The organism is Streptomyces hokutonensis, assembly GCF_042751305.1.
In the GTDB taxonomy this organism is placed as follows: domain Bacteria; phylum Actinomycetota; class Actinomycetes; order Streptomycetales; family Streptomycetaceae; genus Streptomyces; species Streptomyces hokutonensis_A.
On sequence record NZ_JBHYWD010000023.1, the window covers coordinates 114,725 to 129,072 of the forward strand.

General features: G+C 69.3%; 11 protein-coding genes and 1 pseudogene. 3 read left to right on the forward strand and 9 right to left on the reverse strand.

Annotated elements, in window-relative coordinates; all coding sequences use genetic code 11:
• Window position 1: 1 nt before the first annotated feature.
• Window positions 2-799: a S1 family peptidase gene (locus tag ACFXC1_RS40645; RefSeq protein WP_381252524.1), complete on the forward strand. Its 798-nt coding sequence runs from the start codon at window positions 2-4 to the stop codon at window positions 797-799.
• Window positions 800-1,039: 240 nt separating this feature from the next.
• On the opposite strand, the gene galK is transcribed toward ACFXC1_RS40645, so the two are convergent.
• The 3 genes from galK to galT are packed head-to-tail and all read right to left on the reverse strand — an operon-like array spanning window position 1,040 to window position 4,224.
• Entirely contained in the window at window positions 1,040-2,182 is a 1,143-nt protein-coding gene (galK, locus tag ACFXC1_RS40650; protein ID WP_381252526.1) for a galactokinase, read from the reverse strand.
• A gap of 21 nt (window positions 2,183-2,203) precedes the next feature.
• A complete protein-coding gene (galE, locus tag ACFXC1_RS40655) occupies window positions 2,204-3,166 on the reverse strand; it encodes a UDP-glucose 4-epimerase GalE (RefSeq protein ID WP_381252527.1) in 963 nt (320 codons plus the stop codon).
• Window positions 3,166-4,224, reverse strand: a complete 1,059-nt coding sequence (gene galT, locus ACFXC1_RS40660) for a galactose-1-phosphate uridylyltransferase (RefSeq protein WP_019066619.1) — start codon at window positions 4,222-4,224, stop codon at window positions 3,166-3,168. Before galT ends, galE begins: the two co-directional genes overlap by 1 nt.
• A 146-nt stretch (window positions 4,225-4,370) precedes the next feature.
• On the opposite strand from galT, the gene ACFXC1_RS40665 reads away from it, so the two are divergent.
• Together ACFXC1_RS40665 and ACFXC1_RS40670 are read left to right on the forward strand one after the other, a co-directional pair.
• On the forward strand, window positions 4,371-6,059 hold the full coding sequence (locus tag ACFXC1_RS40665; RefSeq protein WP_381252529.1) for a sodium:solute symporter family protein: 1,689 nt from the start codon (window positions 4,371-4,373) through the stop codon (window positions 6,057-6,059).
• Window positions 6,060-6,080: 21 nt separating this feature from the next.
• Complete coding sequence (locus ACFXC1_RS40670) at window positions 6,081-6,401, forward strand: hypothetical protein (protein WP_381252531.1); 321 nt, start codon at window positions 6,081-6,083, stop codon at window positions 6,399-6,401.
• 224 nt (window positions 6,402-6,625) lie between these two features.
• Here the strand turns inward: ACFXC1_RS40670 and ACFXC1_RS40675 are convergent.
• From ACFXC1_RS40675 to ACFXC1_RS40700, 6 genes and pseudogenes are all read right to left on the reverse strand, one after another.
• A pseudogene (locus ACFXC1_RS40675) lies at window positions 6,626-7,198 on the reverse strand (hypothetical protein); the annotation flags it as partial.
• Window positions 7,110-7,469: a hypothetical protein gene (locus ACFXC1_RS40680; RefSeq protein ID WP_381252626.1), complete on the reverse strand. Its 360-nt coding sequence runs from the start codon at window positions 7,467-7,469 to the stop codon at window positions 7,110-7,112. The pseudogene ACFXC1_RS40675 and the gene ACFXC1_RS40680, both read right to left, overlap by 89 nt.
• Window positions 7,470-7,516: 47 nt before the next feature.
• Window positions 7,517-8,209, reverse strand: coding sequence for a helix-turn-helix transcriptional regulator (locus ACFXC1_RS40685; RefSeq protein WP_381252533.1), 693 nt, complete (start codon window positions 8,207-8,209; stop codon window positions 7,517-7,519).
• A 230-nt stretch (window positions 8,210-8,439) separates the two neighbouring features.
• A complete protein-coding gene (locus ACFXC1_RS40690; RefSeq protein WP_381252535.1) occupies window positions 8,440-10,206 on the reverse strand; it encodes an outer membrane protein assembly factor BamB family protein in 1,767 nt (588 codons plus the stop codon).
• A gap of 51 nt (window positions 10,207-10,257) precedes the next feature.
• Window positions 10,258-11,988: an outer membrane protein assembly factor BamB family protein gene (locus ACFXC1_RS40695; RefSeq protein ID WP_381252537.1), complete on the reverse strand. Its 1,731-nt coding sequence runs from the start codon at window positions 11,986-11,988 to the stop codon at window positions 10,258-10,260.
• 189 nt (window positions 11,989-12,177) lie between these two features.
• Entirely contained in the window at window positions 12,178-13,980 is a 1,803-nt protein-coding gene (locus tag ACFXC1_RS40700; RefSeq protein ID WP_381252538.1) for an ABC-F family ATP-binding cassette domain-containing protein, read from the reverse strand.
• Window positions 13,981-14,348: the final 368 nt, after the last annotated feature.

A 14,348-nucleotide genomic window follows, 5' to 3' on the forward strand; every position in this document is an offset into this window, starting at 1 on the left:
CATGCCCCGTCGCCTCGTGACGAGCGTCCCGGCAGCGGCGCTGATGATCCTCATCGGCCTGCTGCCGGGCGGCTCGGCGGGACCTCGCGGAAGCACCCCGGATCCGCGCCCGGCCACCGGCACCGGCCCGGTCGTGGCCCTGGTCAACGCGTCCTCACCCGCCGGGAACCTCTTCAACGGCCAGTTCTGCGGAGGCGTCCTGGTCTCCCCCACCCTGGTCCTCACCGCAGCCCACTGTGTGCGCGGCAGACGGCCCGCATCCGTGGACGCCGTCGTCGGGGCCGACAACCTGTGTCGCGGCGCACCCGTCCCCGGTCAGCGGCTCCACGTCCGCACAGTCCTTCTGCATCCCCGCACGCAACAGGGGCGAACCGTCGACGCCGCGCTCCTGATCCTGGCGGACAAGGCCACCGCCACACCCGCCATCCTCCCGGCCCCGAGCGACCAACTGCCCACCACCGGCACCGAGTTCGGCTGGGGCCGAGACGGCTACGGCGGGGTCGCCCCTTGCCGCCGCACCTCCGTCCCGCTACGTTTCGTACCCGGCGAGCGATGCACCCGCGCCCAGCGCGACCTGGACATCGCCCCCAACCCCGGCTGGCAGTTGTGCGCCGTACCGACCGCCGAAGCCACCCGAAACACCTGCACGGGCGACTCCGGCAGCCCGGTACTGACCGCGAACAAGGTCTGGGGCCTGGTCACCTGGGGCCCCAGCTGCCGCCTCGACGACGTGGGGGTCTACGTGCGCGTGCCCGCGCTCAGAACCTGGGTGACCGCCGCCCCCACAACAGCTCGATGAAGCCGGCGCGAGCCCGAGACCACGCTGGGAGCGGCACCTCGCGACCCGACCCGACAGGCAAGACGCGGCCTCCCACCGCACCGCCGCGCCCCCGCCGGAAACACCCGCGGCACGGTCCAACCCGCCACCGCGAACGCCTCCCCCACCACCTTCGTCACCGCGTCCGCGCCCCAGGCCTCAACGGCACGACGAGGGACAGCGACACCTCGCGAGCCGACCCGACCCGCAAGACGCCACGCCTCAGCTCACCCGCCGAGCCCCCGCCGAAGGCACCGCCAAAAACACCCGAGGCGCGGTATAACCGGCGCCCGCGAACGCCTCCTCCACCGCCTTCGTGACCGTGTCCGCGTCCGAGGCCTCGACCAGGACGATCGCCGAGCCGCCGAAGCCGCCGCCCGTCATACGGGCGCCGAGGGCACCCGCGCCGACCGCCGTGTCGACCACGAGGTCCAACTCCGGGCAGGAGATGCGCAGATCGTCGCGGAGCGAGATGTGCCCCTCCGTCAGGACTGGGCCGATCGCTCGGACCTCGCCCGCGTCGAGCAGGGAGATGACCTGGTCCACCCGGTGGTCGTCGGAGACGACGTGGCGGACGTAGCGGCGGACGCGTTCGTCCGACAGTCGCGCCAGTGACGACTCCAGGTCCTCGTACGCCACGTCCCGCAGGAAGGGGACGCCCAACTGCCGTGCGCCCTCCTCGCAGCCCTCTCGGCGTTCCGCGTACTCGCCGTCTCCGAGGGCGTGCTTCACACGGCTGTCGACGACCAGGAGCGAGAGGCCCTCGGACGCCAGGTCGAACGGGATCTGACGGATCGACAGGTCGCGGCAGTCGAGGTGGAGCGCGTGGCCCTCCTCGGCGCAGGCCGAGGCCGTCTGGTCCATGATGCCGCAGGGGACGCCGACGAAGTCGTTCTCCGCGCGCTGTGAGAAGCGGGCCAACTCCGGGCCGGTCAGGCCCAGTTCGAAGAGGTCGTTCAGGGCCAGGGCTGTGACCACCTCAAGGGCCGCCGACGACGACAGGCCCGCGCCCGTCGGGACCGTGGACGACAAGTGGATGTCCGCGCCGGTGACTTGGTGGCCCGCCTCGCGCAACACCCAGACCACGCCCGCCGGATACGCGGCCCAGCTGGTGTTCGTGCGCGGGGCGAGGTCGTCGACGTGCAGTTCCACCACCGGGCCCTCGATGTCCGCCGAGTGGAGGCGGAGGACTCCGTCCGTACGGCGGGACACCGCCGCCACCGCCGTGTGCGGCAGGGCGAGCGGCATCACGAAGCCCTCGTTGAAGTCGGTGTACTCGCCGATCAGGTTGACCCGGCCCGGCGCGGCCCAGACGCCCTCGGGAGCGGTGCCGTACAGCTCCTCGAAGCCCTCAAGTACACCCACGTGTGATCCCTAGCCCTTCGATCAGTTCGATACGTTCTGCGCGAACGCCCACGCGTCCGCGACGATGCCCGCGAGGTCCGCGCGGGTCGGGTTCCAGCCGAGGCGCTCCTTGGCCCGGGCCGCCGAGGCGACCAGGGTCGCCGGGTCGCCGCCGCGGCGCGGGGCGACGACCTCGGGGATCGGGTGCCCGGTGACCTGGCGGACCGTCTCGATGACCTGGCGGACGGAGAAGCCCTCGCCGTTGCCGAGGTTGCAGATCAGGTGCTCGCCAGGAGTGGCCGCCTTCAGCGCGAGCAGGTGCGCGTCGGCCAGGTCCGCCACGTGGATGTAGTCACGGACGCAGGTGCCGTCCGGCGTCGGGTAGTCGTCGCCGTAGACGGAGATCGCGTCCCGCTTGCCCTGGGCGACCTGGAGCACGAGGGGGATGAGGTGCGACTCGGGGGCGTGCCGCTCGCCGCAACTGCCGTACGCGCCCGCCACGTTGAAGTAGCGCAGCGAGACCGCGCCGAGGCCGTGGGCCGCCGCCTCGCTCGTGATCATGAAGTCGACCGACAGCTTCGACGCGCCGTAGGGGTTGGTCGGGGAGGTGCGGGCGGTCTCGACGATCGGGACCTCCTCCGGCTCGCCGTACGTGGCCGCAGTGGAGGAGAAGACGAGCTTGCGGACTCCCGCCTCGCGCATCGCGGCGAGGAGGGCCATCGAGCCGCCGACGTTGTTCTCCCAGTACTTCTCGGGCTTGACGACGGACTCGCCGACCTGCGAGAACGCGGCGAAGTGGAGCACGGCGTCGTAGGACGAGTCCAGCCACTTGGCGGCGTCGCGGATGTCGCCCTCGATGAACGACGCACCCGCCGGAACCCCTTCACGGAACCCCGTCGAGAGGTTGTCCAGGACGGTGACCTCGTGGCCCGCCTCCAGCAGGTGCTGGGCGACCACGCTGCCCACGTAACCCGCCCCGCCCGTGACCAGGTACTTACCGCTCATCAACTCGCTACCTCTCGCAGTCGCTGTGCCGCGAACTCCGGCGGCACGTCGTTGATGAACACGCTCATGCCGGACTCGGAACCCGCGAGGAACTTCAGCTTGCCGGACGTACGGCGAATGGTGAAAAGCTCGAGGTGGAGCGCGAAGTCGTCCCTGCTCACACCCTCGAACTCCTCCAGTGTGCCGAACGGCGCCTGGTGCCAGGCGGCGATGTACGGCGTCGGAGGCTCGCCCTCACCGAAGATCCGGTCGAAGCGCCTCAAGAGTTCCAGATAGACCTTGGGGAACTCTGTGCGCGCCGCCTCGTCGAGACCGAGCAGATCGGGCACGCGGCGCTTGGGGTACAGGTGGACCTCGTAGGGCCAGTGCGCGGCGTACGGCACGAAGGCGACCCAGTGTTCACCCTCAAGGACGACCCGCTCGCCGGCGAGTTCACGCTCCAGGACGGCGTCGAAGAGGTTCTCCCCGCCGGTCGCCTCCTTGTGAGCCGCGAGTGAACGCAGCATCAGGGCGGTGCGCGGGGTGGTGAACGGGTAGGCGTAGATCTGGCCGTGGGGATGACCGAGGGTCACACCGATCTCTTCGCCGCGGTTCTCGAAACAGAAGACCTGCTCGACGGAGGGAAGATGCGACAGCTCCGACGTCCGGTCCGTCCACGCTTCGAGGACGAGGGCCGCCTGCTCCTCGGTCAGCGAGGCGAAGGACGCGTCGTGGTCGGAGGTGAAGCAGACCACCTCGCAACGGCCGGAGTCCCCGGCGAGCGAGGGGAAACGGTTCTCGAACACGACGACGTCGTACGACGAGTCCGGGATCTCGCTGAGCCGGTCGCCCGTGGTCGGGCAGAGCGGGCACTGGTCGGCCGGCGGGTGGTAGGTGCGGCCCTGGCGGTGCGAGGCGATCGCCACCGAGTCGCCGAGCAGCACGTCCCGCCGTACCTCCGAAGTGGTGACCGTGCGCTCCAGCGGGCGGCGGTCCACCGCGTCGCGCACGGTGTCGTCCCGCAGGTCGTAGTAGATGAGCTCACGACCGTCGGCCAACCGGGTCGAGGTCTTCTTCACGCCGGGCTCTCCATCCGTACGTACATCCACGCCACATCCGGGCTTCACACAGAACTAAACACATCAAACCACCGATCCCCCCAGTCGTCACCATCAAAATCAAACAAAGAACACCAAACGAAGAACACAAACAAGGTGAGCGCTTGATGCAGACTCTGCAGCCCCCCACCTCTCTCGCCGCCGAGCTCCGGCTCCCCACCAACGGGCTCGACTACACCATCCTGGCGATCTACTTCGTCGTCGTCCTCGGCATCGGTCTCGCCGCCCGCAGATCGGTGAAGACGAGCCTCGACTTCTTCCTCTCCGGGCGTTCCCTGCCCGCGTGGATCACCGGTCTCGCCTTCATCTCGGCCAACCTGGCCGCCACCGAGATCCTGGGCATGGCCGCCAACAGCGCGCAGTACGGCGCCTACACCGTGCACTGGTACTGGATCGGCGCCATCCCCGCCATGGTCTTCCTCGGCCTGGTGATGATGCCCTTCTACTACGGCTCGAAGGTGCGCTCGGTCCCGGAGTTCCTGCTCCTCCGCTTCGACAAGTGGGCACACCTGCTGAGTTCGTTCCTGTTCGCCTTCGCCGCCATCCTGATCGCCGGTGTGAACCTGTACGCCCTCGCTATCGTCGTCGAGGCGCTGCTGGGCTGGCCGCAGTGGGTGGCGATCGTCGTCGCCGGTGCCTTCGTGCTCGCGTACATCACCCTCGGCGGCCTGTCGTCGGCGATCTACAACGAGGTCCTCCAGTTCTTCGTGATCCTGGCCGCCCTCATCCCCATCTCCTACCTCGGCCTGAAGAAGGTCGGCGGCTGGGACGGCCTGACCCACAAGCTGGACGCGACCCACGGCCACAACTTCACCACCGCGTGGGGCGGCACCGGCATCGGCAGCGTCAACCCGCTCGGGGCGAACTGGCTGACGATCGTCCTCGGCCTGGGCTTCGTGCTGTCCTTCGGCTACTGGACGACCAACTTCGCGGAGGTGCAGCGCGCGCTCTCCGCGAAGAACCTGTCGGCGGCGCAGCGCACCCCGCTCATCGCCGCGTACCCGAAGGTCTTCATCGTGTTCCTGGTGATGATCCCGGGCCTGGTGGCCGCGGCCCTCGTCCCGAAGATCGGCACCAGCGGCTCGGACCTCCAGTACAACGACGCGATCCCGTACCTGATGGAACAGCTGCTGCCGAACGGCGTCCTGGGCATCGCGGTGACGGGTCTGCTGGCGGCCTTCATGGCGGGCATGGCGGCGAATGTGTCGTCCTTCAACACGGTATTCACCAACGACATCTGGGCGAAGTACGTCGTGAAGGACCGCGAGGACGAGTACTACGTCCGCTTCGGCCGCCTGATCACGGTGATCGGGGTGGCGGCGTCGGTAGGCACAGCCTTCCTGGCGTCATCGTTCTCGAACATCATGAGCTACCTACAGACGCTGTTCTCCTTCTTCAACGTGCCGATGTTCGTCGTCTTCATCGTCGGCATGTTCTGGAAGAGGGCCACCCCGAAGTCCGGCTTCTGGGGACTGCTCGCGGGCACGGTGACGGCGATGGTCAACTACTTCTGGATCTACAAGCAGGGGATCATCTCCATCCCCTCCGACCAGGGCGCCAACTTCGTCTCCGCGATCGCCGGGTTCGTCGCCGGCGCGGTGGTCATGTTCGCGGTGTCCCTCTTCACCCGGCCGAAGCCGGCCGCGGAACTCCAGGGCCTGGTCTACGGCACGACGTCCCCCGGCATGACCGAGGCGCCCGCCGCGGGCGACGACGCGTGGTACCGCCGGCCGGCCCTGCTCGGCTGGGGCGCGGTGGTCCTGGCCGCCCTCTGCTACATCCCGTTCTCGTTCTAGCCGCGGGAGGATTGAGAGACCATGTCTGAAGACTCCGGATACTCCGAGAAGGACGTCCAGCGCGAGGTCACCGAGCTGGAGGGCAAGTCGACGACCGCGTCCCGGCTGTTCGATCTACGGCTGATCATCGGGGGGTTGTTCGTCGTCTACGGCGTGATCGTCACGATCGCCGGGATCAACCCGTCCGACTCGTCGCTGGACAAGTCCGAGGGCGTCAACATCAACCTGTGGACCGGGATCGCGATGCTGCTGCTCGGGATCTTCTTCCTGGGGTGGCTGAAACTGCGGCCCACACCTCCGGTGGAACTGGCGGAGGTCACGGAGGAGGAAGAAGGGGCTTAGGGCGGCTGCCGGGGGCGGGTGGGCTGTGGCTGGTCGCGCCCACGCGGCGGAGCCGCACATGTCACAGCCCCGCGCCCCTGGGGGGTCGGGGCCGGCCGAGTTGGTCAGTGGGCCCGTGTCGGCCCTCCCGCGCGCGGGAGCCGCAAACCGACACAGCCCGCGCCGGGTAACAGCGGCGCGAGGCCGGGGGCGAGATTGACTCCCCAGCCCCTCTCCGCCTCCGTTCACTCCCCCACGAACAATTCCGACGCCTCAGTGACATGGTTCGCGCGGTCCAGCCAGGCGTTGAGTTCGTCCAGGTTCGTGGAGGCGAGGATGCGGTCGCGGACGGACTCGGGGACATCGATCCGACGCCACCCGAAAATGCGCAGCAGCATCTCCGCCGTCGCCTGGACACGCCCCTCTTCGCGTCCCTCCTCGCGCCCTTCCTCCCGCACCTGCTCCGCCAGCGGGTGCCGCCAGAAGTACTGGATATCCGTCATCAGGTCCCTCCACATCTGCTGGGCCTGAGGATCTGCCAGGCATGAGTCGACGAACTGCACGAAGACCGCGGCACTGTCCGGGTCGATGGTCCGCAGGGCGGCTGCCAGCGATTCCAGTATGGCGGCGGCCTCCCGCTCGTCCGCGATCACCGGCACGTTGTCCGGACCGAGGACGAACGGTCGTACCGTCAGCGAGGGGCACCCGCGCACCCCGAGATGGAGGCGCTCAGCCGCCCAGCGGGCCGTGGCGCTGTTCTGGGTGATGTCGATGAGCACGGGCTCGCAGTGGTACTTCTCGTGCAGGTGGCTGAGGTAGCAACGGCAGATACGCCGCCTCGACCCTCCGGGCCTCGCGGCGGACGTAGGTACGGACGTCGTTCCGTTGGGTGCCGTCGTGGATGTCCGTGAGGAAAGCGGCGGGCCTGACATCCAGGAAGGCGTCTCTCCAGGGGTAGCGCCTGCGGGCGCCGGGCGGGCCGATGACGGTCCAGGCCCAGTGCAGCGCCAGCAGTGCCGTGGCCGGGTCCTGTGTCGGCTCGCCCTTGCGGACGGCTCGTAGGACAGCCGCGTGTTCGTGCCTGCTCATGGCCTCCCACGCGACGCGGGATTCCTCCCGCACCCAGCGTTGATCCATTACGCGTCCAGCCCCGCCGAATTGTTCAGTGGGGCCGCCCGGTCCAACAACCCCGTCCGCGCCGCCAGCGCCGCCGCCTCCAGCCTCGACCCGACCCCCAGTTTCATCAGCACCCGCTGCACATGCGTACGCGCCGTCGACGGGGCTATGCCCATGCCCGCCGCGATCAGGCGGGTGTCCTCGCCGTCGGCCACCCGGACCAGGACCTCCACCTCCCTCGGCGTCAGCATCTGCAAGAGCCGTTGGCCCTCGTCGTCGGGCTGGGCCGCCGGGTTGAGGAGTTCGCTGAAGGCTCCCTGCAACAACTGCGGTGCTACGGCTGCCTCGCCCGCCCTCGCCTTCATGATCGCGCGCTCCACGCCCTCTATGCGCTCGTCGTGGCGGACGTAGCCCGAGGCGCCGGCCGCGAAGGCCGCGGCGATGCCTCGGGGGCTCGGGACCGGGCCGAGGACCAGGACCGCCACCTGCGGGCGTTCCCGCTTGATCTTCACCACCGGGTCGAATATGCCCGGCTCGGCCGGTGTCGCGGTGCCCAGCAGGCACACCTCGGGTGCGCGGGTGATCACCAGTTCCGCCGCGCCCGCAGCGGGCGCCGCCGCGGCCAGCACCCGGTGTCCCCGCAGCTTCAGTGCCGAGGCCAGTGCCTCGGCGAGCAATCGGTGGTCGTCGACCACCATCAGCCGCACTCCCATCGAGCAACCCCCCAGTCCCCCCCAATGGATGCCCACTATGGATGCCCACTGGTCCCCAAGAACAGAGGGCCCCCAGCACCCCCGTCCTTCATGCCCCCGGAAGCTACACGCTTGTTCGACGTTGCGCTGCCCCTACTGGAGAGAAGTGCCCCGGATCGATGGACTTTTTCGCATTCCGGGGCATTCACGGGTGATGGGGGTGGTGAAGGAGAGGTGTGAAGGGAGGGTGGTCAGGCTGTTGTGCCGAAGGCGATCGCCAGGTCCTTGTCGTCCGTGGAGGACGACGACGGCTTGTCCGCGTAGACGCCCGACATGTACAGGTGGCCCTGCGAGTAGAGGATCTCCGCGTAGTCCGGCAGGAAGCTCGTCTCGACGTCCCGTACCGTCTCGGTGCTCGGGTTCTCCAGGAGTGTCGTCTCCTTGAAGGAGTTGCCGTCGATGCTGACGACCTGGCCGCCCTTGTCGTAGGGCGGGGACTTGTAGGCGAGGAGGTTGCTGCCGTCCATGCGCAGCGGGGTGATGGTGTAGCCGTCGCCGGCGTCGGCGCGCTGGCCGGTCTGCTTGCCGGTGGCGAGGTCGAAGGCGACGATCTCGTTGGTGCGGCTGTAGGAGTCGCCGGAGCCGTCGTGTTCTTCGGTGGGGACGTACAACCGGTCGTTCCCTACCGCGAGTTCGGTGCAGTACTCGACGCGGGTGATGCCGTCGCAGCGACCCGCGTACTGCTTGCCCGGGGCCGGGATGTGGGCGCGCAGGGCGCCGGTCTTGTTGTCGATGGAGAAGAAGTCGGAGATGCCGCTGCCGTCGCCAGCGCTGTTGCCGACGTCGGCCGCGACGACCAGCGGGTCGGTCGACACGACGCTCGCGTACTCGATGCCCTGGGCCATCTTGTAGTCGGAGAGCACCTTGCCGGACGTCGGGTCGATGGTCTGGATGTGGAGGGTGGGCGAGTCGTACGTTCCGCACCTGCGGACCGCGACCAGCTTGGCGCCGCCGCCGTAGCCGGCGTCGTAGCAGTCGGCGACCTTGGGGCTCCACAGGACCTTGCCGGTGGCGATGTCGAAGGCGGCGCCGCCGTCCGTGCTGCCGACGGCGACGGTGTTGGCGCTGACGGTGACGTTCTCGAAACTGATCGGCTGGTCACCGGAGTCGGCGGTCTTCGTCCAGAGCTTGGTGCCCGCGTTCAGGTCGAGCGCGGCGATCTGGCTGCAGCCGTTGGAGGGCTTGGCCTTGGTCGGCATGGCGGGCTCGTAGATGATCGCCGTCCTGCCGTCGGTCGTGGTGTTCTTCGTGGCCTGGCATACCGGGCCGGGGAGTTTGATCGTCCACAGCTTGGCGCCGGAGTCGCGGTCGTAACCGTCGACCTCGGCGGCCCCGCTCTTGGCGTACACCTTGTCGGTGAGCCAGGAGCCGGAGGTCACCATGGTGTCGGTGACCTTGGGCATCGGGACCTGGAAGAGGACCTTGGAGGCGGTGTCGGCGGGCACCTTCTCCTTGCCGCCCGAGGTCGTACCGCCCTTGCTGCCGGAGGGAGTCGAGTCGGCCGTCGTCTTCTTGTCGTCGGCCTTGTTGTCGTTCTTGCCGGACGAGGACGAGTACCAGATCCCGCCGCCGACGATCAGCGCGATCGCCACGACCGCCGCGGTGATGATCACCGCCGACGCCCCGAACTTCCGTCCGCCGCCGCCCGGTTGGCCCGGCTGCGGGTGCAACGGCATGGTCGGCTGACCGGGCCCGCCCGGCCCCGGATAGCCGTAACCGGGCTGCTGGCCATAGGGGTTGGGCTGCTGGCCGTACGGCTGCTGCGGGGGCTGCGCGTACGGGTTGGGCTGCTGGCCGGGGTAGCCGTAGCCCGGCTGCTGGGGCGGTGGCGGGGGCGGTGCCTGCGGGTAGCCGTAGCCCGGTGGGGGCGGGGGCTGCTGCGGGGGCTGGTCCTGGGGCGGGCCGAAACCGCCCTGCTGCGGGGGCTGGTTCGGCGGGGGCGGGGGCGGCTGGGTCATGACGAGTACCTCGGGGACGGTCGGCGGAAGCGAACAGGACGGCGGAAGGCGTCACTTGCCGTAGGCGAGCATCAACTTCTCCTTCGTGTCGTCATTGCCGTTCAGCCGGGTCGACGAGATGTAGAAGCGCCCGTCGACGTAGTCGATGTCCCGGGAGAAGAAGCTCGACTCGATGCGCGCGGTGCCTGCCGGCAGTTGCAGCAGCTTCGTCGGGGTGTGCGAGGAGCCGGTCGTCGGGACGGAGACGACCTGGCCGCCCGCGTCGTAGGCGGCCTCGACATAGGCGATGAGCTTTCCGCCCTCCGCCTTGACCGGGACCATCGACTCGTCCGCGGGGGACTTGGCGCGCCACTTCTCCTTGCCGGTGGCCAGGTCGATCGCGACGATCTGGTTGGGGCCGGTCGTGGTGTTGGTCGGCAGGTAGAGGGTGTTCGCGTCGACCGCGACGTTCTCGCAGCCCTGCAGATCGTCGTTGAAGGTGCCGCAGCCGGGTGCGAAGGACGCCTTGGAGTCGACCTGCGAGCGGACGGAGCCGTCGCTCTTCAGCGTCGAGATGTTCCAGTGCTTGTCGTCCGCGTCCGTCATGTAGAGGACGACCGGGTCCACGGAGAACACATGGGACACCGTCCAGCCCTTGGGGATCGCCTTCGTCCACTTGGCCTTGCCGGTCGCCGCGTCGAGTTCCTGCACCTCGTCGTGCTCGGTGGTGGAGCCCGCCCCGCAGGACGAGACCACGAGCAGCTTGCTGCCGCCCGCGAACCCGGACGGGAAGCAGGCCGCGCCGTACCTCTTCTTCTCGTAGAGCTGCTTGCCGGTGGCGAGGTCGTAGGCCACGCCCGACTGCGAGCGGCCCACCATCAGCGTCCTGCCGGTGATGGTCAGCCCGATGCTGAGCGCGCTGTCGAACAGGTCGCCGTCCGCGACGGTCGCGGTCCAGCCCTTGGCCCCGGTGTTCAGGTCGAGCTGCTGGAGGTGGTTGCACTTGGCGCTGTCGCTGACACCGCTCATGTACGCCACCACGACCTTGTCGTCGGCGGACTTCTCCGGGGTGACCGCGCAGATCTTCTGCGGGAAGGTGATCGTGGCCCAAGTCGGGTTGCCGTTGCCCACGTTGTAGGCGACGACCTCCTTGTACGCGGCCTTCACCGCCGTCCTGCCGGTGATCCACATGCCGGGGGCGTCGGCGCCGGAACCGGGCGCGTCCGGCGCCTCCTTGTACCAGAGCACCTTCGCCTCGCCGGACTTGCGGCCCTCGTTGAGGTTCTCGGGGTCCTTGCCGCCGTCACCGCTGCCGTCACCGGGGTTGGCCGGGTCGTCGACAGTGGCCGAGGCCGTGGGGCTGCCGCTCTTCCCCGCCACCGGCTTCTTGTCGTCACCACCGCTGGTGACCGCCCACACCGTGCCGCCGACGACCAGCAGACCGGCCACCGCCGCCGCGATCAGCAGGGCGGGCCTGCCCTTGAAGGGGCCGCGGCCGGAGGGGGGTTGGGGCGGGGTGAACTGCGGGGGCTGGGGCGGGGGGTAGCCGTAGCCGCCGTAGGGGCCGGGCTGTTGGGGCTGCTGACCGTAGGGGCCGGGCTGCTGCGGCTGACCGTACGGACCCGGTTGCTGCGGATTGCCGTAGGGACCGGAGCCGTACGGGCCCGGCTGTTGCTGCTGCGGGTAGCCGTAGCCGGGTGTGGGCGGAACGGGAGCGCCGAAGCCGCCGGACGGTGGCTGTGGCGGTTGGTTCGGCGGCGCTCCGTAACCGCCGGACGGCGGCTGTTCGGGCGGCTGAGTCATCAGCGGCTCCCCCTCGTTCACTGATTTTTAGCCACGCCCCGAGGTTCGCGAGGACCGGGAGGCGCGTTCAAGCAGGTCTCAGACGGCCCTTTCTATCACCCGGCTGTCCACGGACAACGGGCCGGTTCACCCCTGTACCCAAGGGAGAACCGGCCCGTGACAGCGCCGTTATTCGCCTTCACTCACCTTTCACGCGTCCTCGGCGAGTTCCAGCCACCTCATCTCCAGCTCGTCGCGCTCGGCGCCCAAGTCCCGGAGCTGCGCGTCCAGTTCGGCCACCTTCGCGAAGTCCGTGGCGTTGTCGGCGATCTGGGTGTGCAGCTTGGTCTCCTTCTCGGAGACCTTGTCCAACTGCCTCTCGATCTTCTGGAGTTCCTTCTTCGCGGCCCGCTGGTCGGCGGCGCTCACGGCGGGCGCGGCCTTCTCCACGACGGGGACGGCAGCGGCGGCGACCTCCTCCATACGGTGGCGCCGCTCCAGGTACTCGTCGATGCCGCGCGGCAGCATCCGCAGGGTCGAGTCGCCGAGGAGGGCGTACACCTTGTCGGTGGTGCGCTCGACGAAGAACCGGTCGTGGGAGATCACGATCATCGAACCGGGCCAGCCGTCGAGGACGTCCTCCAGCTGGGTCAGCGTCTCGATGTCCAGGTCGTTGGTGGGCTCGTCGAGGAAGAGGACGTTCGGCTCGTCCATGAGGAGACGGAGGAGCTGGAGCCTGCGCCGCTCACCACCCGACAGGTCCCCGACCGGCGTCCACTGCTTCTCCTTGTTGAAGCCGAACGTCTCGCACAGCTGCCCGGCGGTCATCTCCCGCCCCTTGCCGAGGTCGACGCGCTCCCGCACCTGCTGCACGGCCTCCAACACCCGCAGCGTGGGCTTGAGTTCGGCGACCTCCTGCGAGAGATACGCGAGCTTCACCGTCTTTCCCACGACGACCTTGCCGGCCGCCGGCTGGGTCTCGCCGTCGCTGCGGGCCGCGTCCGCGAGGGCCCGCAGCAGGGAGGTCTTTCCGGCGCCGTTGACGCCGACCAGGCCGATGCGGTCGCCGGGGCCGAGGTGCCAGGTGATGTGCTTCAGCAGCACCTTCGGACCGGCCTGGACGGTCACGTCCTCCAGGTCGAAGACGGTCCGGCCCAGGCGCGTGGAGGCGAACTTCATCAGCTCACTGGTGTCGCGCGGCGGCGGCACGTCCGCGATCAGTTCGTTGGCGGCCTCGACGCGGAAGCGCGGCTTGGACGTACGGGCCGGGGCGCCCCGGCGCAGCCAGGCCAGCTCCTTGCGGACCAGGTTCTGCCGCTTGGTCTCCTCGGTGGCGGCGATGCGCTCGCGCTCGGCGCGGGCGAAGACGTAGTCCGAGTAGCCGCCCTCGTACTCGTAGACGTCGCCCTTCTGCACGTCCCACATGCGGGTGCAGACCTGGTCCAGGAACCACCGGTCGTGGGTCACGCAGACCAGCGCGGAACGGCGCTCGCGCAGGTGCCGGGCCAGCCAGGCGATGCCCTCGACGTCGAGGTGGTTCGTCGGCTCGTCGAGGACGACCAGGTCCTGGTCGTCGATGAGCAGCTTGGCGAGGGCGATACGACGGCGCTCACCGCCGGAGAGCGGGCCGATCACGGTGTCGAGCCCCTGCGGGAAGCCCGGCATGTCGAGCCCGCCGAACAGTCCCGTCAGTACGTCGCGGATCTTGGCGTTGCCCGCCCACTCGTGGTCGGCCATGTCCCGGATGACCTCGTGGCGGACGGTCGCCTCGGGGTCGAGGGAGTCGTGCTGGGTGAGGACGCCCAGGCGGAGTCCTCCGGAGTGGGTGACGCGGCCGGTGTCGGACTCCTCCAGCTTGGCGAGCATCCGGATCAGGGTGGTCTTGCCGTCTCCGTTGCGGCCCACGACCCCGATCCGGTCCCCTTCGGAGACACCGAGCGAGACACCGTCGAGCAGGGCACGGGTGCCGTACACCTTGCTGACGTTCTCGACATTGACCAGGTTGACGGCCATTTTGCTCCTGACAGGGGGGACGGTCAGCCTCCCAGAGTAATGCGCGGCGGGGGGCTGACGATCCGTGCAGGTCAGCGGGCCGCTGCTGACCTGACCTCGCCCAGCAGGTCGTACGTCGTCCGACCCGGGCAGTCCGTCTGGAGCCAGTCCGGGCGATGACCTTGATCAGGCGGATGAACGACGCCTTCGCCGCGTCGGTCGGAGGCTGGGACAAGAGGTGGCCGATCAGGGCTATGCCCAGGTTGCCCGCGTCCTACGTCGGCCTGCGCTGGACCGGCGACCAGGACGGCGCCGGCATCCGCCTCGCGGACGGCCCCTGGCAGCCCGCAGGCACCGGCTGTGCGACCGTCGACGGCGGCGGCACCCCA

Bases quoted from the DNA above. Each gene is read 5' to 3' on its own strand.
- ACFXC1_RS40645 (WP_381252524.1), top strand. From the start codon at position 2: ATGCCCCGTCGCCTCGTGACGAGCGTCCCGGCAGCGGCGCTGATGATC.
- galE (WP_381252527.1), bottom strand. From the start codon at position 3,166: ATGAGCGGTAAGTACCTGGTCACGGGCGGGGCGGGTTACGTGGGCAGC.
- ACFXC1_RS40665 (WP_381252529.1), top strand. From the start codon at position 4,371: ATGCAGACTCTGCAGCCCCCCACCTCTCTCGCCGCCGAGCTCCGGCTC.
- ACFXC1_RS40670 (WP_381252531.1), top strand. From the start codon at position 6,081: ATGTCTGAAGACTCCGGATACTCCGAGAAGGACGTCCAGCGCGAGGTC.
- ACFXC1_RS40680 (WP_381252626.1), bottom strand. From the start codon at position 7,469: ATGAGCAGGCACGAACACGCGGCTGTCCTACGAGCCGTCCGCAAGGGC.
- ACFXC1_RS40685 (WP_381252533.1), bottom strand. From the start codon at position 8,209: ATGGGAGTGCGGCTGATGGTGGTCGACGACCACCGATTGCTCGCCGAG.
- ACFXC1_RS40690 (WP_381252535.1), bottom strand. From the start codon at position 10,206: ATGACCCAGCCGCCCCCGCCCCCGCCGAACCAGCCCCCGCAGCAGGGC.
- ACFXC1_RS40695 (WP_381252537.1), bottom strand. From the start codon at position 11,988: ATGACTCAGCCGCCCGAACAGCCGCCGTCCGGCGGTTACGGAGCGCCG.
- ACFXC1_RS40700 (WP_381252538.1), bottom strand. From the start codon at position 13,980: ATGGCCGTCAACCTGGTCAATGTCGAGAACGTCAGCAAGGTGTACGGC.